Here is a 23,545-nt window from a genome sequence, read left to right as displayed (position 1 = left end):
ATTTCAACGTATGGTGCCATACTGGATTTTAATTTTTTCACGTTTGGTCGATCCGAGAATCTCCATCAATTTGATGCGACCATATCCACGGACGGATAAAAGATCATCCGGTTCAAGGATGAAGCTCGCGTCTTCAATGACTTTATGATTCACTTTACAGTCGCCATGTTTGACGAGCGCCTGCGCTTTTTGCCGAGAGATGTTAAGCACCTCGCTTGCGACCGTATCAAATCGTAAGGAAGAGACGATGCCGAACCCTTCGATCCATTCGGTCGCAGGGACGACAAGAACCTCGTCTTTTGGCACGGAAGAAATGCGAACTCTCGCTTTTCCGACACGTTCAAGATTCATTTCAATGAACCCGACCGCTTCACGCGTCGTCGCAAATTGTACAATCTCATCGTCAAGAACGACATCTCCGAACTTTTGACGTTTCAGTCCAGCGTTCAGCAATGTCCCTGTCACTTGTCGATGCGTCAAGTCCACGAATTTTGTTGGGTACTCGATTCGACGGATCTCAATCTCAAAATCATCTGGATTGAGTTCATAGTAATCCGGCGCTAAAATCAGACGACGTCGTTCCGCGCCTTCAAATCCGCCATCATCATGAATGACAAGTTGTTTCCCGACGAGTTGTTTGACGATTTGCTGTTCACGTGGATCGAGAAAATCCGTCAATTTCAACACATAGCTATTCTCCACTTGTTGTACCCAGTCGAGCACTTGTTCCACGAACGCGCGTTCACTTGGTCGATAATGGTCATAGACGCTCATACGTCACCCAAAGATCGCAGCGATTCCGGCTTGTGCCATGCGAAGCACGAACAACGCGACGATTGGGGAGATATCGAGCATGCCACCAATCGGCGGGATGATTCGGCGAAACGGCGCCAAGAACGGTTCACACAAAAACGATAAGATTTGACCAAATTTAGATTCGCGTGCGTTCGGGAACCACGATAATAAGATATAGCCGATGAGGACCCAACTATAGATGCCAAGTAAGTCGCTCAACGTGTTGCCTAAGGCAGGGATTACGTTTTCCATTCAGTTACCACCCTTTACTGTGAAGTTCATCCTCCGAGATCAAGTTTGAGATTGAACCAGTCAATTCGACATTGTTCGGAGTACACAGAATCGTGTTATGTCCAATCGAAGTCATCGATCCCTCAAGGGCGTATACGACACCTGAGAGGAAGTTGACGACTTGACGCGATTGCTCTTTTGACATGCGCTGAAGATTGACGATGACAGCACGGTTTTCTTTCAAATGATCGCTAATGTCTTGCGCTTCAGCGAACACACGTGGCTCAGCCAATACGACTTTCGAACGGTCTTTCTTTTTCGTATTTAACGCCACGAGATTGTTCGCTGATTTTGGACGATCATCCTGTCTGACAACCGATGTTTCGGTTGTAGAAGGAGCTGCTGCATTTGCGACAGCATACTCTTCTTCATCATATGTGTTGTTCGGATCTTCTTCGAGTCCAAAGAAATCTTTCATTTTGTTTTTGATTGACATAACGGATTCCTCCTTAAGATATATTATTGCACAAGTACGGTACCAATACGAACAAACGATGCGCCTTCTTCAATCGCGATTGGATAATCGTTTGACATCCCCATCGACAGCTCCGTGCATGGTGCGTGGTCATACGCATTTGCCTTCACTTCATCACGTAGATGACGGAGACGGCGGAACGTTTCACGAAGGACGAACTCTTCTTCAGTGAACGGTGCCATCGTCATCAGCCCGATGATTCGAATATGAGGATACTGTTTACAGTTCTCGATGAAGGGCACGACTTCCTCTATTTCGAGACCATGTTTTGAATCTTCTCCTGACGTGTTCACTTGAACGAAACAATCGATTGTCCCGTTCGCGCGCTTGTCAATCTCTGCTGCGAGAGACAACCGGTCAAGAGAGTGGATGGCCGCGACGTAATCAATGATTTGTCTCACTTTTCGTGTCTGTAACGTACCGATAAAATGAAATCTGGCATCCTTCGGCATCCCTTCAACTTTCTCGAGCAGTGAATCCGGACGGTTTTCTCCGAAATCACGAATTCCTTCTGCGTAAAGAGCGTTGGCCACATCGACGCCTACGGATTTCGTGACGGCGATGAGTGTCGGCTCAACTTCTTGAACGTGTGATGAAATGATGGATTGAACTTGTTTTACATTATCTGAAATACTCACGATTTCCGCTCCTTGACGATGACTGCCGCAAACCGACGTTTCGTCTCTCCGTCTCGATAGGAGAAAAACGGGCTGTCCGCGCCAGTCGTTAAATTCGATTGCATGACCGCAGTGTCATGTTCTTTTGCCAATACTTCATTGACGGTTTGAAGGGACAAGAGGGCGTGGTCTCCCGATTCGTTTCGCACTGCCCGTTCATATGCGACCGGCGAAACGTCCCGGACGGCATGCAGGACACGACCATCGACCTCATAGTCACTTCCTGAGATGGACGGACCGACGAGCATTTCTACATCGGTCGCCTCGATTCCCTTCTCAGCAAACATCTGCATCATGGTCTTGACGATGTTTCCGACCGTCCCCTTCCACCCAGCATGAGCGATGCCGATGACCCCATGATCTTTCGCACAGAAGAAGAGAGGCACACAATCAGCAAAGACGAGGGCTAACGGTAGCGCGTCTTCGGTCGTGAGAAGACCGTCTGTTTTCGGAATCGCCTCTTCATATCGAAACGCACCCTTACCTTTGTCCGACGAATCGACGACCTGGACCGCTGTGCCGTGCACTTGATCCGCCCACACGGAGTCCTCTAACGCGAGCCCAGCTTGTTGAAAGAACTGTTGCCGATTTTCGACGACGCGGTCGATTTCATCGCCCACGTGCAGTCCGACGTTTCCCGCATTGTGTCCATCTTTTCGTGTCGTCACGTAAGCATGATAACGGGCTGTTTCGGTTTCCCAAGTATGTAGCAGTTGCATCGGTCTCTCCTTTTAGAAAAAGGGATGCCGAGTACCGGCACCCCTAGTTGTTTAGTTACGGCGTTGTCTCACAAACGCAGGGATGTTGATCGTCTCGTCTGGGACGTCTCCTCCATACACTGGGCGATGGAAGTTCCCTTCGTCTTGTTGAGCCGCTTCATTTGCTTTTGGTTGGGGTTCCTTGTTCTCAACCTCAGGCTGTTTTTTCGGCTGCTGAAGGAACGGGTTCGTCCCTTGTGCTTCTTCAGCGAATTCAGTTGCAATCACGGTGACGATGATCTCATCGTTCAAGTTTTCGTTGATGACCGAACCGAAGATCAAGTTCACTTCTTCATCGGCCGCACTTTGAACGATTTGAGCCGCCTCTGTCACTTCGAACAAGCTGAGGCTAAGTCCACCAGTGATGTTCATCAAGACACCTTTCGCACCTTCGATTGAAGATTCGAGAAGTGGTGACGAAATGGCTTTCTTCGCTGCTTCAACGGCACGGTTTTCACCTGTCGCGACACCGACACCCATGAGGGCAGACCCTTTCTCCGTCATGATCGTTTTCACGTCCGCGAAGTCGAGGTTAATGAGACCCGGGATGGCAATCAAGTCCGTGATCCCCTGTACACCTTGACGGAGGACGTTATCCGCTTCACGGAACGCTTCGATCATCGGTGTGTTGCGTTCCACGATTTCAAGGAGCTTATCGTTCGGAATCACAATGAGGGTATCTACTTTTTCTTTGAACGCTTGAATGCCGTGCTGTGCGTGTTGCATACGCTTCCGTCCTTCGAACATGAACGGTTTCGTCACGACACCGACCGTGAGTGCGCCGATTTCTTTTGAAATCTCGGCGATGACTGGAGCGGCACCTGTTCCGGTTCCGCCACCCATCCCAGCCGTGACGAACACCATGTCCGCACCGTCAAGTGCTTCAATCAACTGTTCGCGGCTTTCTTCAGCCGCTTTTTTACCGATATCCGGGTTCGCACCTGCACCGAGACCACGTGTCAATTTTGCACCAAGCTGAAGCTTCACGTCGGCTTTCGACATGTTCAACGCTTGTGCATCCGTGTTGACTGCGATGAACTCGACTCCTTGTACCCCATGTTCAATCATGCGGTTAACGGCGTTTGACCCGCCGCCACCGACTCCAATTACTTTAATTTTCGCTACGGCGTCAATCGCCTCATCAAAGTACATCATTCAGGTATCCCCCTACGTATTTTCCAAGTTGTATTACATCGTCAGCTTAAACGCCAAATAATTTTTCCATCAAACGACTAAACCCTTTTTTCGACTCTTGATCGCTCTCGTATTCGTTCTCTCCTACATGAATATCGGTCGCTTCCGGCTTCTTGTGAAGTGTTTCCTGGCGAACTTCCGGTTTTTCAAGCTGAGATTTCGAAACATGATGATCACTCATCAAGACATATTTCAACACGCCGACGGCTGTCGCGTATTTTGGATGTCTGACACCAATCGACGATGGTTGATACAATCTCGTCTTTTGGCCCATAATACGAGTCGCCAACTCCTGAATACCAGGTAGAGCAGCTGCCCCACCGCAAAGTAAGTATCCGCCATTCAGCATCGGAACACCTACTTTTTGAACCTTATTCAACATAAGGGTAAACATTTCCTCTATTCTCGCTTCTAAAACGTAGCTAATTTCTGACTGTGGTTCGAACGCCACTTCCCCATTGATGTTCGTGTAGGAGAAACCTTCTGTCTCATCAGCCATTTCTTCAAGAGCGAGACCATATTCTTCTTTCGCCACTTTGGCGTCTTGATATTTACAATTGAGTTTATAGACCAAGTCTCTCGTCATATGATCTCCACCGACCGGGAGGATATACGAGTAGACGAGATCTCCCCGATAAAATACGGAGACCGTCGTCTTTTCATGTCCGACATCGACAAGCCCGATTCCTAAATCGATTTCATCTACAGAAGCTGCGCTCATACCGAGGGCAAGGTTTCCTAGAATAAAACCTTCGAGTTGTAATCCTGCCCGTTCAATCGAACGACGAATACTATGTAAAATGGTCTTCGACCCGGTCACCATTTTCCCGTGCATCTCAAGTCGATAGCCTAACATGCCCCGTGGATCGACAACGCCGGTTTGCTGATCAACCGTGAATGAAGATGGGATCACATCGATGACACTCATCTCGTCCGGTAATCGCATCACTTGTGCCGAGTTGATGACTTCCATCACGTCTGCGTCGGTAATTTCTTGATCTTCTCGCTTCACGGATGCAATTCCATGACATGGGGCAATTTGGATATGCTCCCCTTCGATGGCAACGTATACTGATCGAATTTGATCACCTAGCGATGTCTCAGCATGCTCAACGGCCTGTTTGATCGCTTGGACTGTTTTATCGATGTCTACGACAGCGCCACGTTTTACACCCGCAGACGGTGCACACCCTTCTGCCAAAATATTAAGCGTTCCGCCGAGCAATTCACCGACGACGAGCTTAATCTCTGACGTTCCAATATCTAATGCGGCCACATAACCATTCGCTTCCAAAAGGGAAACACCTCCGCTCTATAATTTTTCTGTTCCAATTGCTTGACACATATACAGATATCCAAAAAAATTGTTGGTTTCGACAAGATATCTCACGTCTAAGTTTACAACAAATAAGATAGTGAGAAAAGGTAGAATCCTACAATTTAAGCGGTTTCGCGTTATCAATTCGTTTACAAACGACAAAAAAACAGCCCTTATGTGTCTAAGGACTGTAATATAACTGATTATTCATTCGTTTTCTTGTATGGAACAAAATAAAAACCACCATCCATGACGACGGTCCCACGCTCACCTTTCGGGATGTTTTCATAAATTTCTCCATACTTTGATACGGTCTCGCTTAACTTCAATGTCGGTGTGAGTAACGTGTTGCCATCGTTCATAAAAATCTCGTATCGCGTCGGCTCATCTTTTCGTTTCGATAAAATCACTTCTGACATACGAGCCCGTGTCGCATCATCGACCCGCTCGAGTTCACTTGCGATCTTTTCGAGTTCTGCTTCCGTGTTGAACTCTCGTAAGAGTGGTCCGTCCTTTAGCTTTTGCGGATCGGTGATGGCTCCGGTCGGATGGAGTGAACCGTCGGCTAACACGACGACATCTCCTTTTTCCGCTTTCGCATAAGCGATCATTTTCTCTTCTGTCACGGTGATTTGAACCTTGTTATACCAAGAACGATCGATTTCTACCCGTTTGACACCAGGCAACTTTTCCATCTGTTCACTCATCTTGTTTGGGGACAGACTGACAAACTTCGTCGATGAATCGAGCTTCATGTCCTGAAACACGTACGTTTCTTCTAACCAGTAAAGACCCGATACCTTCACTTCTTTCACATTCGACATCGAAGTCTGCATGTAGACCACGAGTAGGATGAGAATTCCAAACAGTGAGAGTACAGAGAACATCCGACGGTTCGCTTTTTTACGCCGTTGTTTTTTCATGTATGGAATACGGTCTTCGAGACTACGTACCGTTTGTTGGCTTGGTTCCATCGGGTTCTACTCCTTTATTGAATGACTTCTTCTACCAGGTCGGCCAATGCATCTGACGCGTCCGGGAAACCGAGTGCACGCGATGCGTTCGCCATCTCATCACGCTGTTCGAGTGCTTGACGAATCGCTTCTACGAGCGTAACACCCGTCAACGCCTCTTCTTTCACAAGGATGGCCGCCCCGTTCTCGACGAGGGCCGAAGCATTTTTCGTTTGATGGTCAGCTGTCACGTACGGACTAGGTACCAAAATGCTCGGTAAACCAAGGGCGGTCAATTCTGAAATCGTCGAAGCGCCAGCTCGTGAGATGACGAGTGACGTACAGGCGAGTAAAGATGGCATATCGTACACGTATGGATGGATGTGTACATTGTCAGAAGATGGCGCCTGTTTCGACACCGCATCGAAATGCACTTTCCCCGTGACGTAAAGGACGTTGATTGGCAATTCTGAGAGCGACGGGATCGCTTCCACGACCGCTCGGTTGATTGCCTCGGCTCCGCGGCTCCCACCATACACCAAGACGATCGGACGGTCATCTAAACGATACTGTTCGCGGACGGACGCCTCATCGACTTCCGTTTGCAAGACTTCGCTACCACGCGGGTTTCCAATCAAGCGAACGTTCGAACCCGGGAAATGGACATCTGAGCCTTTGAACGAGAGGGCAACCCGATCGGCATTCTTCGATAAGAATTTGTTAGTTAATCCTGGGATACTGTTTTGTTCATGCAGAATCGTGGGGATCCCAAGCTGTTGTGCCGTATAGACGACGGGGCCGGATACGAAACCACCCGTCCCAATCACGACGTCCGGCTTAAACGCCGTCATGTCTTTTTTCAATGCCCGAACGGCTTTCAAAAACCAGTAGGCTGTCTTCACGTTCTCGAGTGAAAGGGAACGCTTCAGACCTGCGATTTGAATCGACTTGAACGGGACACCGGCTCGCGGTACGAGATCAGCTTCTAACCCATTCTCCGTCCCGATGTATTGTACCTGTAAATCCGGGTGACGTTTTTTTAGCGTTTCAATCAATGCGAGTGCCGGATAAATATGACCACCGGTACCACCACCAGAAATCATGATTTTCATCGGTTCGCCTCCTCATATGAACGGACGAGTTGAACGAACTGCTCGCCTCGTTCTTCAAACGTTTTAAATTGATCCCAGCTAGCACAAGCGGGTGAGAGTAAGATGACGTCTCCCGTCTCGGATTGCTCAAACGCGAGCGGAACGGCGTCTGCCAACGTCTCGACGGTGAAAGATGGAATCTGTCGGGACTCGCCGAGCTCTTTAAAACGCTCTTTCGTCTCACCATACGCGATGACAGCTTTTACGTTTGAGAGAGCCGGGGCGAGCGAAGATAAGTCCGCACCACGCTCGAGACCACCACAAAGCCAGACGATTGGGGCGTCAAATCCACGTAACGCCGCTTCCGCCGCCACGTTGTTCGTCGCTTTCGAATCATTGTAGACGGCACGTCCGAGCACATCACCGAGACTCTCGGTCCGATGCGCGACGCCACCGAAGTTTCGTAACACACGTTCGATATGCGTACGTGGAATAGCGAATGGTTCCACTAAAAGTAGTGCAGCCAATACATTTTCCACGTTGTGCGCCCCGCCTAATGCCAACTCATTTACCGGCATGATTTTTTCACCACGAACCGTGACCCATCCATCGACGACAGAAGCGTCACCCCGGTCAAAGCTGAACGTAGTCGGTTCAATCTCTCCCGGGACACGTTTCATCACTTCCGGATCTGTCACTTTCACGACGATTTGATCTGCATTCGTCATTCGACGGAACAAGTTTCCTTTTGCATCCGCATACGCATCAAAATCCCCATGATAGTCCAAATGAGCTTCCGATAGATTGAGTAGTGCCGCCGAGCGAGGATGAAACGACTCAATCCCCATCAATTGAAAACTCGACAATTCAATCACAATCAAATCGCCCGCCTTCGCCTGAGACGCCACTTCAATCGCAGGGAATCCGATGTTTCCCGCAAGATGCACCGGACGCTCCCCACCTTTGAGCAATTCATAAACGAGTGTCGTGGTTGTCGTTTTCCCATTTGAGCCAGTGATAGCAACAAATTCCGCCTCCGTTGCTAAATAAGCAAGTTCCACTTCAGTATAGATCGGGATATGACGAGACATCGCTTCCTGAAGCAATGGAATCTGATACGGGATGCCTGGGTTTTTGACAATCACCTCTGTCTCATTCAACAGAGCGAGGGGATGCTCGTTAAACACCGATTGAATCCCGAGCGCCTGAATTTTTTCCTGTTCGTCTTCCGGAGGGATGTTCCCCGTATTGATCGTCACATCTGCTCCCGCATGATGCAGATATGTCGCCGCCGCAATACCGCTCTTCGCAGCACCGAGGACAAGAACTTTTTTACCGTGCCATTGCTTTTCCATCTGTCTCACCCTTTTACATGAGTAGTAATGATAAACCTGCTGTAATTAAACTGATGCCTCCGAACGTGAGTACGATGCGCCATTCTGACCACCCGACCATTTCGAAGTGGTGATGGATCGGACTCATCTTGAAGAGTCGTTTCCCCGTCGTTTTAAACGAGATGACTTGCAAGATGACGCTCAACGTCTCGATGACGAAGATGATGCCGACGAAGACGAGAAGTAATTCGAGCTTCAACATCAAAGCGAGTCCAGCGACGGCTCCGCCTAGTGCGAGCGAACCGGTGTCCCCCATGAAGATTTTAGCCGGATACTTATTGAAGACTAGGAACCCGATCAAGGCACCGACGACCCCAAACGCGAACCAAGCAATCCCAAGTTCATCTTGTGTAAGGGCGTAAATCCCAAAGAATGTGAACGTCGGGATGGCCGAGAACGAGACGAGTCCGTCTAATCCATCCGTCAAGTTGACAGCGTTCGAGAACCCGACGAGCCAGAAGATGACGATGGCGATATAGAACCATCCAGTATCGAACGAAATCGACGTGAACGGGATCGAGATTGATGTATCGAGGTCTCCTCCGAGTGACAAGAACCATGCAAACAATACCGATACCACGATTTGACCGATCAACTTCTGAAGGGACGTCAATCCGAGGTTTCGTTTATTGACGACTTTGATGTAGTCATCCAAGAAACCGATGACACCGAATGCCATCGTAACGAATAGAAGGGTACCGAATCCTGCGACCGCTTCGCCGAAGATGACGGATACGATGAATCCGACGAGGATGGCGAGCAGGATGACAATCCCACCCATCGTCGGTGTACCCGACTTCTTCTGGTGCCAACCTGGACCTTCATCACGAATCTCTTGTCCGAACTTTAATTGACGCAATGCTGGGATGGCTCGCGGCATCACGATCAAGACACTTAATAATGAACTGATTAATACGATTAAACTAATTAACATGTTGCTACCTCACTACTCTATTTATTGAACAAGACGCTCAAGCGCCAGTCCTCGAGATGCCTTTAACAATACCACAGTATCCGGTCGTTGATAATGATGAAGGAGCGCCTTCGCTTCCTCAACCGTCGGGACCATTTTAACGTTCACTCGTGAATCTTGAATCCCATCCGCGATCCATTTTGCCTTGTCTCCAACAAGAATACAATCGGTCACGGGAGATGTCACCGCGCCACCGACTTGTTCGTGTTGCAGTTGTTCATCCATTCCTAACTCGTACATATCTCCAAGGACGAGCACACGCTTCGAGAATCCTTCAAGCGACTTGACTGTCTCAATCGCTGCAATCATCGACGTCGGACTTGCGTTATAGGCATCGTTAATGAGGTGAGCTTCGCCGAACATCTGTTTTTCCATCCGCATCGATGTCAACTTGATTCGGTCTAGGCCACGTTGAATCATCGCATGATCGAGACCGAACGCAAGTCCACACGCGATTGCATAGGCTGCGTTTCGAATCTGATGGGCACCGAGCACCTTTAGTTCATACAAGTCCCCGTTGTATTTAAAGATCGATGCGTCAAATGTCGTTTCGATCACTTCAATTTTCCCGTCTGCCGTTTCATCGTATCCGACACGATAGCCTTGACCGGAAAGAAGTGGCTCATCCGCATCGACGATCAAGCGACCGTCTGCTTTGAGACCGGCCTTGATCTCAAGTTTCGCCTTGGCGATACCTGTCCGTCCGCCGACTTGTTCACCGTGGGACTCCCCGATATTCGTCACAAACGCCACATCAGGCTTGGCGAGTTTTGACAGCGTCTCGATTTGACCGAATCCGTTCATTCCCATCTCTAGGACGGCTACTTCCGTATCCAGTGGCATTCTGAGAACGGTAAGTGGCAAGCCGACGTCCGAGTTGAAATTTCCGGCTGTCTTATGCGTCTTGAACTTCTCCTCGAGCACGACAGCGACCATGTCTTTTGTCGACGTCTTCCCATTCGAGCCCGTAATGGCGACGACGAGCGGATTAATCTCTTCTAAATATCGGGCTGCTGCCGTTTGCAATGCCTCGACCGTCGATTTCACAGGGATGACAACCAGGTTGTCTGGTTGAGGGCGACCCTCTTCCCAGAACGTGACAATCGCACCCTTTTCAACGGCCGCCTCGATGTAGTCATGGCCGTCGACTCGCGCCCCGACGATTGGGACGAAGAGACCCGCCTCGTTTGCATCTCTCGAATCTGTGGCGACCCGTTCGACGAGACGCTCGTCATGTAGATCCATCCCAAACCATGATGCCAATTTTTGAACTGTCAGTTGTTCCATACAAACTTCCTCCTCTTACATAGGAAAAGAGAGCCGCAGCCCTCTTCATCTCGTGCGTTAATTCGACGGTGTCTCCAACTTCACTTTCAAGGAGGCACCTGTTTTGACCGGTTTCCCTTTGCCAATCGATTGCGATGTGACAAATCCGGTACCGTCGATTTCTAAATTTAATTGATAAAGGGTCGCTAAACGTTTGACGTCACGTAACGACCAACCTTTTAATGTAGGCATCGTAAACGACTCGCTCGTTTTTAGCAACAATCGTTCACCGACGACATAAGATTGTCCTTTCACAGGACTCTGCGCAATCACTTCGTCTCCATCACCTAACACGATCGGATTGAAGGAATTCTCCGTCGATGCGTTCACTGCCTCTTCACGGTTTTGACCGATATAAGAAGACGTTGTCTTCGTCGAGGCTTCGACTGCTTTTTCTTGTTTTTCAGGCTCGACACTCCGGTAACGTAATGCGACATCCATCACGTCTTTGAAAAGTGGCGCCATGATTCGTGGCCCGGTCGTAGACGAGTCACTGTTCGGTCTGTCCACCGCGATATACATGACAAGTTCCGGATCGTCTTCCGGAGCCATCCCGACGAATGAGTGAATATACTGTCCACTCAAATATTTTCCGTTCTCGGCGATTTGAGCGGTACCGGTCTTTCCGACGACACGATAGTTGTCTAACGCATACAGTTGCCCGGTTCCCACATCGCTATTGACGACACCGTCGAGCGCTTCACGTGTCTTTTTGGCTGTCTCCGCCGTGATCGGTTGACCGACTTCTTTCGGATTGGTCGTCCGAATCGTTTCGCCGGTCTCGCTGTTGACGATTTTCTTGATGAGGTGCGGTTGCTTCATCGTCCCATCCGTTGCGATGGCCGATGTCGCTTGCAAAATTTGCATCGGTGTCACCGCTGTCGATTGTCCCCATGCCGTAATCAAGACGTTCATCGGACTTTCGAAATCGAATTGACTATTGACCTCTCCAGGCAAATCGATTCCTGTCCGCTGATCAAACTTGAACGCTTTAAAGTAATCTTCATATCGACTGAGACCAAGTCGTTCGTTCGCTAAAATCGAGAATGCGACGTTCGACGAATGCCAGACGCCTTCTACCATAGGAATGGTACCCCATCCCGTAATGTTGTAATCATTGAAGACCGTCTTGCCATATTTGTATGAACCGGATTCATACAGCTCATTCGGATTGTACACGCCTTCGTTGATGGCTGCCGCGAGCGTAAAGATCTTCATCGTCGATCCAGGTTCGAATCGAGACGAAACAGAGAAGTTACTGTACGAAGAAATCTCGCGTGTGTTCGGATCAAACGATGGTCGGTCCGATAGTGCGATGATCTCTCCCGTTTTCGGGTCCATGATGATGGCCGTCGCATGTTTCGGCTCATACTCCTCATACAACTCATTCATCTTCGTTTCGAGCAACTGTTGGATTCTGTGGTCGATTGTCAATTGGACGTCCGCCCCGTCTTCCGGTTCAATCTTCAACTGCTCGTCACTCGATACGAGTTCACGACCTGCCAAATCTTTCTCAAATCGATACAGACCGTACGATTCACTTAAAATATCATTCAGAGACTTTTCAATCCCTAATTCACCGACGAGTTCGATACGACCGTTCTGGTCAATTTTCTGGGCATATCCGATTACCGAGGAAGCAAATACTTTGTTCGGGTAATAGCGCTTCGGTTCCTCGACAAACGTGATGCCGTTAAGATTGAATGCTTCAATCTCTTCTTTTTGTTCTACGGTCAAGTCACGACCGGGAACACCGAACTCGATCTGTCCAAGGTCGGCATTTTGTTCAAGCCGTTTCAATAAATCGGCTTCTGTCATAGGAAGCACGGTCGACAATTGCTTTGCCGCTTCGGCGAACTCATCGGGCATAAGCGTCTTCCCTTTGACCCGCTCACCACCGAGTTTCAAAACGGCAACGAGCCGGTATGATGGAATGTTGATGGCAATCGGTTGACCGAAGCGATCATACACCTCGCCCCGTTCCGCTTCTAACGTACTGACCGCTTTCCACCGTTGCTCTTCCGCGAATGCGAGCATGTTCTCCCCTTTGTACGTATGGGTGACGGATAAATAAAGGAACCATCCAACAAAAAATAAAAAGAGCGGGGTGAAGCAGACAATCGCTACCCACGCCACTCTTTTTTTACTCTGTTTTAAAGAATTCATCAATCAATCACCTTGACATTCTTTTCATTGAATTTCATTCCGAGCTTCTCGGCAATCGCATAAATTCTTTCGGGCGAGCTTAATTGGGCGATTTCATACTTTAGTTCTTCGTTTTCTTTTGCAACCCCGTCGACCTGCTGATTGACGGCTGCTGTATCACGCATAATATTATACGCTTCATTGTGCTTCGACACCGTGATGCCACCGAACATGACCACTGAACCAATCATCACTGGATACAGGATCGATTCAAACAAGGTCAACGTGCGTCGTTTTGGAGCAGGTATTGGTCGTTCTTGCGGAATCGGATTTCGATTCGGTGTTACTTGAGGCTGCAACGCCTTACGGGCAGCTTCTGGCATCAGGTATCCCTCCTACACTCTCGGTTATTTTTGTTTTTCGGCCACTCTCAACTTAGCAGAGCGTGAACGACGGTTATCTTCAAGTTCTCCCTCACTCGCCACGATTGGCTTACGCGTGATGAGTTTGAGTTCAGGTTCAAATTCTTTCGGAATGACCGGCAACCCCGGTGGTAATGGTGGATGCTGGCTTCGCTCTTTGAACACTTGTTTACAAATGCGGTCTTCTAACGAATGGAACGTGATGACACAGATGCGTCCATTCAATGCAAGTAAATCAATCGCATCTTGAACGGCGCGGTCGAATACGTTCAACTCATCATTGACGGCGATTCGAATCGCTTGGAACGTCCGCTTCGCCGGGTGTCCGCCTTTTCGTCTAGCTGGTGCAGGAATCGCTTCTTTAATCAAGTCGACAAGCTCGAATGTCGTCTCAATCGGTTTATCGGCACGGGCTTGCTCAATCTTTCGTGCGATTTGCTTTGAAAACTTTTCCTCCCCGTATGTAAAGAAAATACGAGCAAGTTCTCCGAACGACCATTCGTTCACAACATGATAGGCTGAAAAGTCCCGTGACCGGTCCATTCTCATATCGAGCGGTGCGTCATAGTTGTAACTGAACCCGCGCTCCGCCTCATCTAGCTGTGGCGAAGAAACGCCTAGGTCGAATAGTACACCGTCCACTTTTGTCACACCACGTTGGGCGAGTTCTTCCTTCAAGTGAACGAAATTGCTCTTTATAAACGTCACACGGCCTTCATAAGGAGCCAATCGCTCTTTCGCATGTGCGAGCGCGACGTCATCTTGGTCGAACGCATATAGTTGACCCGTCGTTAGACGCTTTGCGATTTCTTCACTATGACCCGCTCCACCTAACGTACAATCGACATATACCCCATCTGGTTTGATGTTCAATCCCTCAATGGACTCCATTTTTAAAACCGTTTCATGCTCAAACATTCAAAAAACCCTCTCAACCTACATATTTCAACTGTTTTATTACACTTACTTTATCATAAAAATGTCAAGGTCCGTACAGGTTTTTAGTGAAAAGAGGAAACAAAAAGGTAACAACGAAAAAAAGCTCCTGACAAATGTCAAGAGCTCTCCAAAAAATGATTATACATAGAACAAACATCGCTCCGAATCGGATTGTTCATATGCCTGTTTCAATCGTTGAAACACATCTAGTCCGTGACGATTTAATATCGGAACCATCGAGAGGATACGTTCTTGAGGGGCATCCATCGGGAACAGTCGGGTCGATAGATGAATCCGTCGTGCATTCAAGCGATATTGTTCTCGCTTCGATTCGGCACGCATCTCATCTGCCAATCGCTCGAGCACATGTCTCGACTTCGCCTCAAATCGTCTTCCTTGTTTCCCTGCCTCATGACTGACGGCCTCCGTGAGCGTCCGGTACGCATATAGCTCTTCTTCAAACGCTTCGTCGTCAAAGGCATGGTCCGGAAGCGGTTGCTTCATATACTGCTCCAATGTCACGCTTTCTTGACGAAGCTTCTTCTCATCATTTCTTGACACGATCAACCCACCAAGACGTGGCAAGAGAAGCGGCATCATCCAGCCCATCTCGTGGAAGAGCGGTCGAAGCTGGAGCCAGTAGGCAATTTCACCGGGACCTGCCACATACCCAAGAGTCGGGAACAAGAAATCCTGCATGAGCGGACGGGAGACCACGTTATTTGAGAAACGCTCCGGATGCGCCTCTATCTCTGTGAGCAGTTCGCCTTCAGTGAAGCGATGCCCTCGCTTTGTCGTGAACACGCCATCGACTTTTGTGAGCAGCTCTCGCGTCCCATCGTGATAAAACAGATGGGCCGCATCCTTGTTCAATTCGACCGACGGCATCCCTTCTTCATACGCATGACCGAGCGCTTCATGAAGCGCGTCATGATGCTCGATGAGACGTCGGAACATGGGTCGTTCGAGATCCCGTACGTCTCTCGCGTGCGGGTCAAACAATAAAAAGTCAGACCCGACGAATCGCCGCATCATGCCACCGAAAAAATGAGCGAACGAACGACTCGCTTGAATGAGGTCAATCAACTCACGATACAAATGCGAGGTATACGGTGTCTCTGTTTCATTCAATAGCAGACGTTGCGCCATTTGAACAAGTTCGAGCTTTACCCGTTCGAACTCTAAGTCCCCTATCGATGCTTTTCCTGCAAGCGGTAACGATGACAAGGCATCTTTTTTCAACGTCCTCGAAAACGCCTGTGTCGTGAAGACATGGTTGATTTCAGCAAAGTCATGATCTTCCGTCGCCATCCAGAAAACAGGAAGGACCGGTTTCCCTAATTTCGCTTCGGCCTGCTTCGCCCGTTTGATGACCGCTAACAGTTTGTATACGGCAAACAATGGTCCTCCGTATACGCCGACCTGTTGTCCCGTCACCATCACATACGCTTTTCGCTGAGCGAGTAACTCCAGGTTCGCCTCCAACTCTTCCGAAAGTTCCCCGAACTGTTCTTGTTGCCCCTTGATTATCTCGACGAGCTCCGGCAGATGCTCATAGGTGCGCCCTGAGACCTCCTCGGCACGTTTCTCGATTTCATCCATCCCTCGATAATCGAGCCAGCGACCATATCCATGATCGATTTGAATCATCGGTGATGTGGATGCATATAGCGCATCAAATGCTTCTACCTTCACGTGTAACAACTTCCTTTCAATCAATCAACGAATCATGCCTTGGGCTATACCGATCGCGAATAAAATGGCGTGGGTCGGGACAAGTAGCAAGAAGAGTAACCGCCAACCATGGACGAACATCTTCGTGAACAGCACTTCCTCATAACGAATCCGCTGCCAAATCGCGTTGATCGGGAAAATCGCACAGCACGCTGCGAGCAATAACAGCAACATATCTGTCCCGACGATGGCCTCAAGTAAAATACTGCATGCATAAAACCAAAGGATGACTCCGGCATCGCATGCGAGCTTGAATGAGTTGATTGATTTCGGCATAATTTTTCTAAGTATCATATACACCATAAACCATAAGATGAGTGGAAATGAAACGATATACACTAACACGATGCGCTCGCTCCTAGAATCAGTTTATGTAATAGCGGAATGACAGTGAGAGAAATCTGCATTTGTTCGGCTTTTTCAATCACCGGTTTCAAAATTGCATCCACCTCGGTCGGCCGACCTTCTTCAAGGTCGCGCAGCATCGAGGAGCGATTCTCTGCGGTACGTTCGACAATCGTCTCGATGTAGGAATACGAGACGTGCTGCGCAAACAACGGTATCAACTCATCGTAAATCGATTGTGCGATTTCACGATATGGTGAGCCGGCGAGTGCGCCGTTCGGGACCCGGCATAACGCTGTAATGGGATTGATGATGGCATTGGCAAACAATTTTTCAATGACGACTTGCTCAATCTCTTCTTCCCACACAATGTGAAGTGGGCTCTCTTGAAATGATAGAGGGTGTAGTACCGATGTGCTTCCGATCCGAATCCGTCCGAGCCCACGATGCTCAACCTCATGACCACGCTTCGTCACCCCATGCTCGACGACACCTAAATGAAACCCTCGACGTTTCGCATATTCCAGATGGGCAATCCCATTCGAACAAATAAAGACGGGCACCTTACCCGAGAGGCGAGCCGTCGCTTCCTCGACTTGATGGGCTTTTGTCGTGACAAAAAAGAGATCCTCGTCCGTTTCTTGAAGCGTCTGACTGGAACGGAACGACACACGTGCCGTCCCTTCCGTCACGCCGGTCCGTGTGATGACAAGTGGATCAGATGACCCGCTTCTTCCGTAGAGCGTCACGTCGTAATCATCTGCGAGCAAAGATGCCATCAATAATCCGACCGCTCCGTTTCCGATGATACCAATTCGTTTGATGGAGTTCATCATGGTCCTCCTCCTATTCGAACTATTTTCGCACAAAAAGTTTACCACATCTTTTCGCCATGACCCAAAAATGACAAACAAAAAAGGAGCGACCTGAGAACAGGTCACTCCTTCAAGCATTATTTGCTTGTTACTTCTTTACCGTTGTAATGTCCGCAAGATTTGCAAACACGGTGTGAAAGTTTCATTTCGCCACAGTTCGGGCACTCGTTCATACCAGGTACGTTGAGTTTGAAGTGAGTACGACGAAGACGTTTGCGAGTTTTCGACGTTCTACGGAATGGTACTGCCATCGTTGTCCACCTCCTTGATAAGTTAACCTTCCTCGTTCTCTTTTTTCGAGAACAGGTCGGCCAGTCCCGCGAAACGCGGGTCAATTTTTGGTTGGGCTTCGGGCTGTTCGTCAGTAAGCGTCCAGCCTTCTCCTTCAACCTGAGTTTTGTCTGTTTCGTTCCCGTAAACTTGCATCGGGACGTCTAACATGATGAGCTCTTTTACAATCGGTACAAGACTGATCGTGTTTCCTTCTGGCAAATTCACGTCATCGAATTGCTCCGTATAACGCCCATTCTCCAAAAAGAAAGGCTCGAGCGATTCAATATCGAATTCATAAGTGACATCTTCTAACGTTCGCGCATCTGGCAACGTCAGGTCACCTTGAATCTTCAGATTGAATGTAACTTGATTAGATGTGAACGATGCATCCCCGTGCACATGCACCGGGCGAATCGAACGGATATCCGGATGGAGCTGAGTCAGCTCTGGTAGTTCTACCATCTCATCGATTGTAAAACCGTCACCCTGGTTTCGGAGCTTAAGTAGCTGTGCAATAGACCATTTCATCCGAATCACCTCAATTGCAACAATATGAATTATAGATAGGCCAACTTGTTTTGTCAATGTTTTTTCTTTACACTAAAATCAGTTGACGACGGCGCTTTGCCAAAGCGTACTTACTCATCTTACACCAATCCATACGACAATGCAAAGGAGTAAATCATGCAAAAGACGGCCATTATTGCAGAGTACAACCCGTTTCACAACGGGCACTATTATCAAGCGCAAACTGCACGTCACGAAACCGGGGCGGATGTCATGATTGCCATCATGAGTGCCCAGTTCACTCAACGGGGCGAACCCGCCTCGTTCGACAAGTGGAAACGGGCTAAGGCTGCCGTCGAGAGCGGTGCAATCGATCTAGTCATCGAGTTACCGACCCAGTACGGGGTCCAACGCGCCGACCGTTTCGCTAGCGCCTCCGTCTCGATTGCTGAACAGCTCCGTTGCCAGACGCTATCGTTCGGGAGTGAGAGCGGGGATATAGATGCAATCCTACATGCAGCCCGTTCACATGTCGAAGAGGCGCCACGTTATAAAGAGGCGCTTAAAGAAGCGCTACAAGAAGGGCACTCGTCCGCGCAAGCTTCGAGTCGAGCTTTTCGGACCGTCTATCCCTCGTTTGATTTGACGCGACCAAACAACATTTTGGGCTACCATTACGCCAAAGCAGCAAAATCGATTCAGTTACATACAGTCAAACGGCTCGGGGCTGATTATCATGACCCTTCATTAATGGATGTCATGTCGGCGACAGGCATTCGGACTCATTATTTAGGCACCGGTGAAGTTCGTGCCGTCCCGGCATCAACTGAAGCGATGTTTCGGACACGACCGATGACACATTGGGAACACTATTGGCCCGTCTTACAATTCAAACTGAGAACCTTGCCACTCCACACAATGACGGAGCTCGTAGGAATTGATGCTTCTCTCGCACCTCGTCTTAAGCAGGCGGGAGTCGAACCTTCATTCGAACGTGCCCTTGCTGCCGTGTCGACACGCCGCTACACGCGTACCGCCATTCAGCGGGCGTTCGTCGCCGTACTGCTTCACTGGTTAAAAGACGAGGCACCGACACGCTTTGACGAAGTCCCTTACGTGAGACCGCTCGCCTTCAATGATCTCGGACGACTTGCGTTACGAGATGTGAAGGATGACGTGCCGCTCGTCAGTAAGTTCGATGCCCGGCTCGATTTTGAAGCTCGTGTCACCGAAGCATATCGACTCCCGCTTCACGATGATGCGTTGATCGAGCACCGGAAACGCCCTCAGTTCATCTCTTCTAAATAACGAATCGCATCCTCGACCGTCTTGACAGGGACGACTTCAATGTCGCTGTCGAGACGGTCTCGTGATTCCAGCGCCTCTTCGTAGTTCGAACCGGCCGGCACAAAGAAGACTTCCGCTTTCTCCTCATCGGCGGCGACTATCTTTTGCCAAGCACCACCGATAGGTCCAACATTCCCTTCCTCATCGACCGTCCCCGTTCCGGCAATCCGTTTTCCATTTGCCAAGTCACCTGGCGTCAATTGATCAAAGATTTCTAATGTGAACATCAATCCTGCAGACGGACCGCCGACATTCGTCAAAGCGACATCGACTTCAGGATCAGCTGTGATTTCTTGAACGGGAAGTGGCTCATAGATTCCAATTCCGACACGATCTCCACTTTGATCGATCGGCTGAATGAGCGTTTGCACGACACGTTCTTCGCCGTCTCGTTCAATCGTCAACTCCACTTCATCGCCCGCATCAAATTCCGAAACGCGATTCAAAAAGTCGACGCGAGTGGCAAAGGACATCCCATCGATGGCCGTGATGACATCACCAGGTTTCAACACATTGGCCGCAAGAGATCCGGGAATCGGAGCGGATACATAAATCCCCTCGAAATCGACCGTCACGTCTTGATCTGCTAACTGATAGGCATATTGAACTGCCGCTTGTTGAGAGGAATCCATCAATAATTGTTGGCGACGTTCATAGTCTGCCTCACTCTCTCCATCATATAAATAGCGACTGGATAAATTCGCTTCCGTGAACGGGGTCACCCAACTTTCCACTAACCAAAACGGAGTCGCACGGCGTTGGGAGATCGTCACCATCATCAGTTCCCCATCCTCTTTTTCGCCACCTTGGACGGTCAGGAACTCTTCAATCGAGGTCGCCGCTCCGGGTGAAGAGATGTAGTAAGGAAGTGGGACGAACAGGAAGAGAAGAACTGTGACGAGTAAACCGAGACCGATCTTTAACGATTTCATTGTCCCGAACTCACTTGATACTTTTTACGCAAGGCAATTTCAACCTGTTCCGGTACGAGTTCACTGACCGAAGCCCCATATTTCGCCACTTCTTTGACAATCGACGAGCTGAGGAACGAATATTGACTATTCGTCATCATGAACAACGTCTCGACGTTCTCATTCAACTTCTTGTTAATTGATGCGATTTGAAGCTCGTATTCGAAATCTGAGACTGCACGGAGCCCACGGACGATCGTCGCCGCTTCCCGCTCTGCGGCATACTCGACAAGCAATCCCCCGAACGCGTCAGCCGACACGTTTGGCAGATGTGTCGTCACATCTCGGATCAGTCCAAGTCGTTCCTCCACATCAAATAATGGGGCTTTGCTTGAATTTTCAAGGACGGCGACAATGACCTCGTCAAAAATGGCCGCCGCTCGTTCAATAATATCTAGATGTCCGTTCGTGATGGGGTCAAAGCTACCCGGACAAATCGCAATCCGTTTCATCGTGTCACTCCTCCGATGCGTACTCATAGAAACTGATGGTGATGACATCTGAGTATCGCTGTTCTTTAATTCGTTCAAATCGTCCCACCCGCTCCGGTAACGTCACGTCGCTACCGTGTTCACAGACGACTACGCCGATATCAATCAAGAGATTCGACTCATCGATCAGCTGTAAGAAGGTCACATGTTCTTCCGCATGATAAGGAGGATCCATAAAGATGAGCTTGAATTGTTCCTGTTGAACCTTGAGCTGTTCGAGTACCGCCTTGGCGTCTTGACGATATACTCTCCCTTTTACTTCATAATGGGTCGCTCGCAAGTTCTCTTGAATCGTTTGGACGGCTTTCGGTTGACGATCGACAAAAATGGCTTCGTCACAACCTCGTGATAACGCCTCGATTCCGAGCCCACCACTGCCCGCGTAAAGGTCTAGTGCTTTCCCGCCTGAAAAATAAGGTCCGATGATGTTGAATAACGATTCCTTCACTTTATCGGTCGTCGGCCGTGTCGCCGTTCCCGGTACCGCCTTTAAACGGGTCCCTTTTCGTTCTCCAGATATGACACGCATGTCTTTCCCTCCAGCAGAAAAGATGAAGGTGATGCCACCTTCATCTTTTTGATTATTTCGATTTTGTCTCGTACGTTTCGGAAATGAATGGACGTTCGCTTCGAACGACCGCTTCCACGAACGGCAATGCTTTCACTTGTTCGAGTACGGCTTCATGACCTTCGAGGTCAGTATAAAGAAACGCATACTTCTCTCGTTTTGAGACAAAGTAAAGATTCGCATAACGTCTTAACGCTTTCACTTGTTTCAAGGAATTCACATATACGACGAAGCCAATCCGTTCATTCAACTTAGACGGCGCATCCACAACTTCCGCCTCCTCCGCAGCTACCTCCACCTGAACATCCACCTTCATCAAAGAATGGATTGCCGGTCGGGACCTTGATTTTTGGAGAGACCGAATGAGCCAATAGTTCACTCACTTCCCCTAACAACTTATCCAAGCTTCGTTCCGCTTTTTTGAACGCAGCGATTTCTGGCTGAACGTCGAGACGACGTTTGATGAGATGCATCTCTTTTTTGATGCGATCGTGGTCCGGATGATGCTTTCCGAATCGCTGGACATACTCATAGTCCTCTTTCATCTTCAAGAACTCACGCTCGATCTCTTTTGCTTCTTGTGATGCGAGACGTGCCGCTTTCGTTTGAATATATGTTTGAAACGATTCGCTTGCTTCAATCAAATCGGTCAATTCTTCTGTTTGATCGAGCAGGGCAATCGTCTGTTCAGTGATTATCATACCCCTCACCCTTTCTGCCATGATTTTACCACAATTGTTTCCCTATGTAAGCAATCCACATTATAATTGAAGTTGACCGCAAGGCGTTCCATGTAGAAAGGAAGTGAACAGACGCAACCTATGCGTCTACGTATGAAAAAAGTTTCTTTTAATATGATCCGATCGGCCGGGATCAAGACGGATTATGCGAAACCCGAATATTATTTCGATCAGCTCGACAAGGTTCGCGCTGCCGACCTCGTCCTGTTCCCTGAGTATTGGATGGTCAATTCCATCATCTACGGGATGAATAAAGCAATCTTCCCATCACCTGCGACTTATCACCTCGGGCACGACAAGATCGAGATGACGCGCGCCTTTAAAGCGACATATCCGCACCGGATTCCGAAGACATTGATTTATGGAAAGAACCCATACACGATTGAACGCGTGTTAGAAGAGTTCCACTACCCGTTCGTCGCCAAAAAAGCCAAATCCTCAATGGGTCAAGGGGTATGGTTAATCAAAAATGACCAAGACTGGTTAGAATACGTCGAGAATCATGATACGTTCTATGTCCAAGAGTTCATCCCGAACGATCGCGACTTACGCATCATCGTGATTGGAGAAGAGGTAGTCGGTGCCTATTGGCGTGTCAGCGAGGCTTTTTTAAACAATGTCGCTCAAGGTGCTAACTTCTCGTACGAAGATATCCCGGGAGACGTCGTCCAAGAAGTTCAATCGATCGCGAACACGTTATCCATCAATCACGCAGCGTTTGACGTCATCGTGACGGAAGAAGGATTTTACATTTTGGAATTCAACGTCTTTTTCGGATCAGAAGGACTGCTACCTCTTGGCGTGAAACTCCCTCAAAAAATCGAGGAATACTTAAATTCACTCGGCTGATTAATCGTTCATCTTTTTTTCACAATTTGAACACACGTTATTCCAAGAACGTTTTTGAATATGGTATGATGACATATGAGGTTTATTCGAAAAG

General features: G+C 48.8%; 27 protein-coding genes. 2 read left to right on the top strand and 25 right to left on the bottom strand.

What is annotated here, in order from left to right; all coding sequences use genetic code 11:
- Positions 1–3: 3 nt before the first annotated feature.
- The 20 genes from KNO68_RS02165 to KNO68_RS02070 form a co-directional block, all read right to left on the bottom strand.
- Entirely contained in the window at positions 4–774 is a 771-nt protein-coding gene (locus KNO68_RS02165; protein WP_078146656.1) for a YlmH family RNA-binding protein, read from the bottom strand.
- Between the two features lie 3 nt (positions 775–777).
- Positions 778–1,047, bottom strand: a complete 270-nt coding sequence (locus tag KNO68_RS02160) for a YggT family protein (protein ID WP_015881317.1) — start codon at positions 1,045–1,047, stop codon at positions 778–780.
- Between the two features lie 4 nt (positions 1,048–1,051).
- On the bottom strand, positions 1,052–1,522 hold the full coding sequence (locus tag KNO68_RS02155) for a cell division protein SepF (RefSeq protein WP_214687903.1): 471 nt from the start codon (positions 1,520–1,522) through the stop codon (positions 1,052–1,054).
- Positions 1,523–1,545: 23 nt separating this feature from the next.
- Complete coding sequence (locus KNO68_RS02150) at positions 1,546–2,199, bottom strand: YggS family pyridoxal phosphate-dependent enzyme (RefSeq protein ID WP_214684527.1); 654 nt, start codon at positions 2,197–2,199, stop codon at positions 1,546–1,548.
- Positions 2,196–2,957: a peptidoglycan editing factor PgeF gene (gene pgeF, locus KNO68_RS02145; protein ID WP_214687901.1), complete on the bottom strand. Its 762-nt coding sequence runs from the start codon at positions 2,955–2,957 to the stop codon at positions 2,196–2,198. Before pgeF ends, KNO68_RS02150 begins: the two co-directional genes overlap by 4 nt.
- Before the next feature lie 51 nt (positions 2,958–3,008).
- Positions 3,009–4,151 carry a cell division protein FtsZ gene (gene ftsZ / locus KNO68_RS02140; protein ID WP_015881313.1) on the bottom strand — a complete coding sequence of 381 codons (1,143 nt, stop codon included), beginning with the start codon at positions 4,149–4,151 and terminating at the stop codon, positions 3,009–3,011.
- 46 nt (positions 4,152–4,197) lie between these two features.
- Entirely contained in the window at positions 4,198–5,484 is a 1,287-nt protein-coding gene (ftsA, locus tag KNO68_RS02135) for a cell division protein FtsA (protein WP_078146652.1), read from the bottom strand.
- A gap of 227 nt (positions 5,485–5,711) precedes the next feature.
- Positions 5,712–6,482, bottom strand: a complete 771-nt coding sequence (locus KNO68_RS02130) for a cell division protein FtsQ/DivIB (RefSeq protein ID WP_214687899.1) — start codon at positions 6,480–6,482, stop codon at positions 5,712–5,714.
- A 14-nt stretch (positions 6,483–6,496) separates the two neighbouring features.
- Positions 6,497–7,573: an undecaprenyldiphospho-muramoylpentapeptide beta-N-acetylglucosaminyltransferase gene (gene murG, locus KNO68_RS02125; RefSeq protein WP_215111993.1), complete on the bottom strand. Its 1,077-nt coding sequence runs from the start codon at positions 7,571–7,573 to the stop codon at positions 6,497–6,499.
- On the bottom strand, positions 7,570–8,907 hold the full coding sequence (gene murD, locus KNO68_RS02120; protein ID WP_078146649.1) for a UDP-N-acetylmuramoyl-L-alanine--D-glutamate ligase: 1,338 nt from the start codon (positions 8,905–8,907) through the stop codon (positions 7,570–7,572). The genes murG and murD overlap by 4 nt, the downstream gene beginning before the upstream one ends.
- A 13-nt stretch (positions 8,908–8,920) precedes the next feature.
- On the bottom strand, positions 8,921–9,880 hold the full coding sequence (gene mraY / locus KNO68_RS02115; RefSeq protein WP_215111992.1) for a phospho-N-acetylmuramoyl-pentapeptide-transferase: 960 nt from the start codon (positions 9,878–9,880) through the stop codon (positions 8,921–8,923).
- A gap of 21 nt (positions 9,881–9,901) precedes the next feature.
- Positions 9,902–11,206, bottom strand: a complete 1,305-nt coding sequence (locus KNO68_RS02110) for a UDP-N-acetylmuramoyl-tripeptide--D-alanyl-D-alanine ligase (RefSeq protein ID WP_214684535.1) — start codon at positions 11,204–11,206, stop codon at positions 9,902–9,904.
- A gap of 57 nt (positions 11,207–11,263) precedes the next feature.
- The gene (locus KNO68_RS02105) at positions 11,264–13,411 is read right to left on the bottom strand and encodes a penicillin-binding protein (RefSeq protein ID WP_215111991.1); all 2,148 of its coding nucleotides are present in this window, start codon (positions 13,409–13,411) and stop codon (positions 11,264–11,266) included.
- Positions 13,411–13,773, bottom strand: coding sequence for a cell division protein FtsL (gene ftsL, locus KNO68_RS02100; RefSeq protein WP_015881305.1), 363 nt, complete (start codon positions 13,771–13,773; stop codon positions 13,411–13,413). Before ftsL ends, KNO68_RS02105 begins: the two co-directional genes overlap by 1 nt.
- A 24-nt stretch (positions 13,774–13,797) precedes the next feature.
- Complete coding sequence (rsmH, locus tag KNO68_RS02095) at positions 13,798–14,730, bottom strand: 16S rRNA (cytosine(1402)-N(4))-methyltransferase RsmH (protein WP_078146645.1); 933 nt, start codon at positions 14,728–14,730, stop codon at positions 13,798–13,800.
- Positions 14,731–14,889: 159 nt separating this feature from the next.
- On the bottom strand, positions 14,890–16,446 hold the full coding sequence (gene bshC / locus KNO68_RS02090) for a bacillithiol biosynthesis cysteine-adding enzyme BshC (RefSeq protein ID WP_215111990.1): 1,557 nt from the start codon (positions 16,444–16,446) through the stop codon (positions 14,890–14,892).
- A 24-nt stretch (positions 16,447–16,470) separates the two neighbouring features.
- A complete protein-coding gene (locus KNO68_RS02085; protein ID WP_047795445.1) occupies positions 16,471–16,830 on the bottom strand; it encodes a DUF3397 domain-containing protein in 360 nt (119 codons plus the stop codon).
- Positions 16,824–17,666, bottom strand: coding sequence for a ketopantoate reductase family protein (locus KNO68_RS02080; RefSeq protein WP_215111989.1), 843 nt, complete (start codon positions 17,664–17,666; stop codon positions 16,824–16,826). Before KNO68_RS02080 ends, KNO68_RS02085 begins: the two co-directional genes overlap by 7 nt.
- A 116-nt stretch (positions 17,667–17,782) precedes the next feature.
- On the bottom strand, positions 17,783–17,956 hold the full coding sequence (gene rpmF / locus KNO68_RS02075) for a 50S ribosomal protein L32 (protein WP_015881300.1): 174 nt from the start codon (positions 17,954–17,956) through the stop codon (positions 17,783–17,785).
- Positions 17,957–17,978: 22 nt separating this feature from the next.
- Positions 17,979–18,506, bottom strand: coding sequence for a YceD family protein (locus KNO68_RS02070; protein ID WP_015881299.1), 528 nt, complete (start codon positions 18,504–18,506; stop codon positions 17,979–17,981).
- A 156-nt stretch (positions 18,507–18,662) separates the two neighbouring features.
- Between KNO68_RS02070 and KNO68_RS02065 the strand changes: the two genes are divergently transcribed.
- Positions 18,663–19,793 (top strand): tRNA(Met) cytidine acetate ligase, encoded by a 1,131-nt coding sequence (locus KNO68_RS02065; RefSeq protein ID WP_215111988.1) that lies wholly within the window; start codon positions 18,663–18,665, stop codon positions 19,791–19,793.
- On the opposite strand, the gene KNO68_RS02060 is transcribed toward KNO68_RS02065, so the two are convergent.
- The 5 genes from KNO68_RS02060 to KNO68_RS02040 are packed head-to-tail and all read right to left on the bottom strand — an operon-like array spanning position 19,772 to position 22,563.
- The gene (locus KNO68_RS02060; protein WP_215111987.1) at positions 19,772–20,764 is read right to left on the bottom strand and encodes a SepM family pheromone-processing serine protease; all 993 of its coding nucleotides are present in this window, start codon (positions 20,762–20,764) and stop codon (positions 19,772–19,774) included. The two genes, KNO68_RS02065 and KNO68_RS02060, sit on opposite strands and share 22 nt — an antisense overlap.
- Positions 20,761–21,255 carry a pantetheine-phosphate adenylyltransferase gene (gene coaD / locus KNO68_RS02055; protein WP_015881296.1) on the bottom strand — a complete coding sequence of 165 codons (495 nt, stop codon included), beginning with the start codon at positions 21,253–21,255 and terminating at the stop codon, positions 20,761–20,763. Before coaD ends, KNO68_RS02060 begins: the two co-directional genes overlap by 4 nt.
- A gap of 4 nt (positions 21,256–21,259) precedes the next feature.
- Entirely contained in the window at positions 21,260–21,823 is a 564-nt protein-coding gene (gene rsmD, locus KNO68_RS02050) for a 16S rRNA (guanine(966)-N(2))-methyltransferase RsmD (RefSeq protein WP_214730942.1), read from the bottom strand.
- Between the two features lie 52 nt (positions 21,824–21,875).
- Positions 21,876–22,160 carry a YlbG family protein gene (locus tag KNO68_RS02045; RefSeq protein ID WP_312049149.1) on the bottom strand — a complete coding sequence of 95 codons (285 nt, stop codon included), beginning with the start codon at positions 22,158–22,160 and terminating at the stop codon, positions 21,876–21,878.
- Positions 22,114–22,563 carry a YlbF/YmcA family competence regulator gene (locus KNO68_RS02040; RefSeq protein ID WP_015881293.1) on the bottom strand — a complete coding sequence of 150 codons (450 nt, stop codon included), beginning with the start codon at positions 22,561–22,563 and terminating at the stop codon, positions 22,114–22,116. The genes KNO68_RS02045 and KNO68_RS02040 overlap by 47 nt, the downstream gene beginning before the upstream one ends.
- Before the next feature lie 132 nt (positions 22,564–22,695).
- Here KNO68_RS02040 and KNO68_RS02035 point away from each other — a divergent pair, with 132 nt between their 5' ends.
- Positions 22,696–23,451, top strand: coding sequence for an ATP-grasp domain-containing protein (locus tag KNO68_RS02035; protein WP_251029733.1), 756 nt, complete (start codon positions 22,696–22,698; stop codon positions 23,449–23,451).
- Positions 23,452–23,545 lie beyond the last annotated feature (94 nt).

Source organism: Exiguobacterium sp. s75 (assembly GCF_018617145.1).
GTDB lineage: Bacteria > Bacillota > Bacilli > Exiguobacteriales > Exiguobacteriaceae > Exiguobacterium > Exiguobacterium profundum.
Note: the sequence above shows the minus strand (reverse complement) of the source record. Positions and strands in the feature narration are given on the sequence as shown.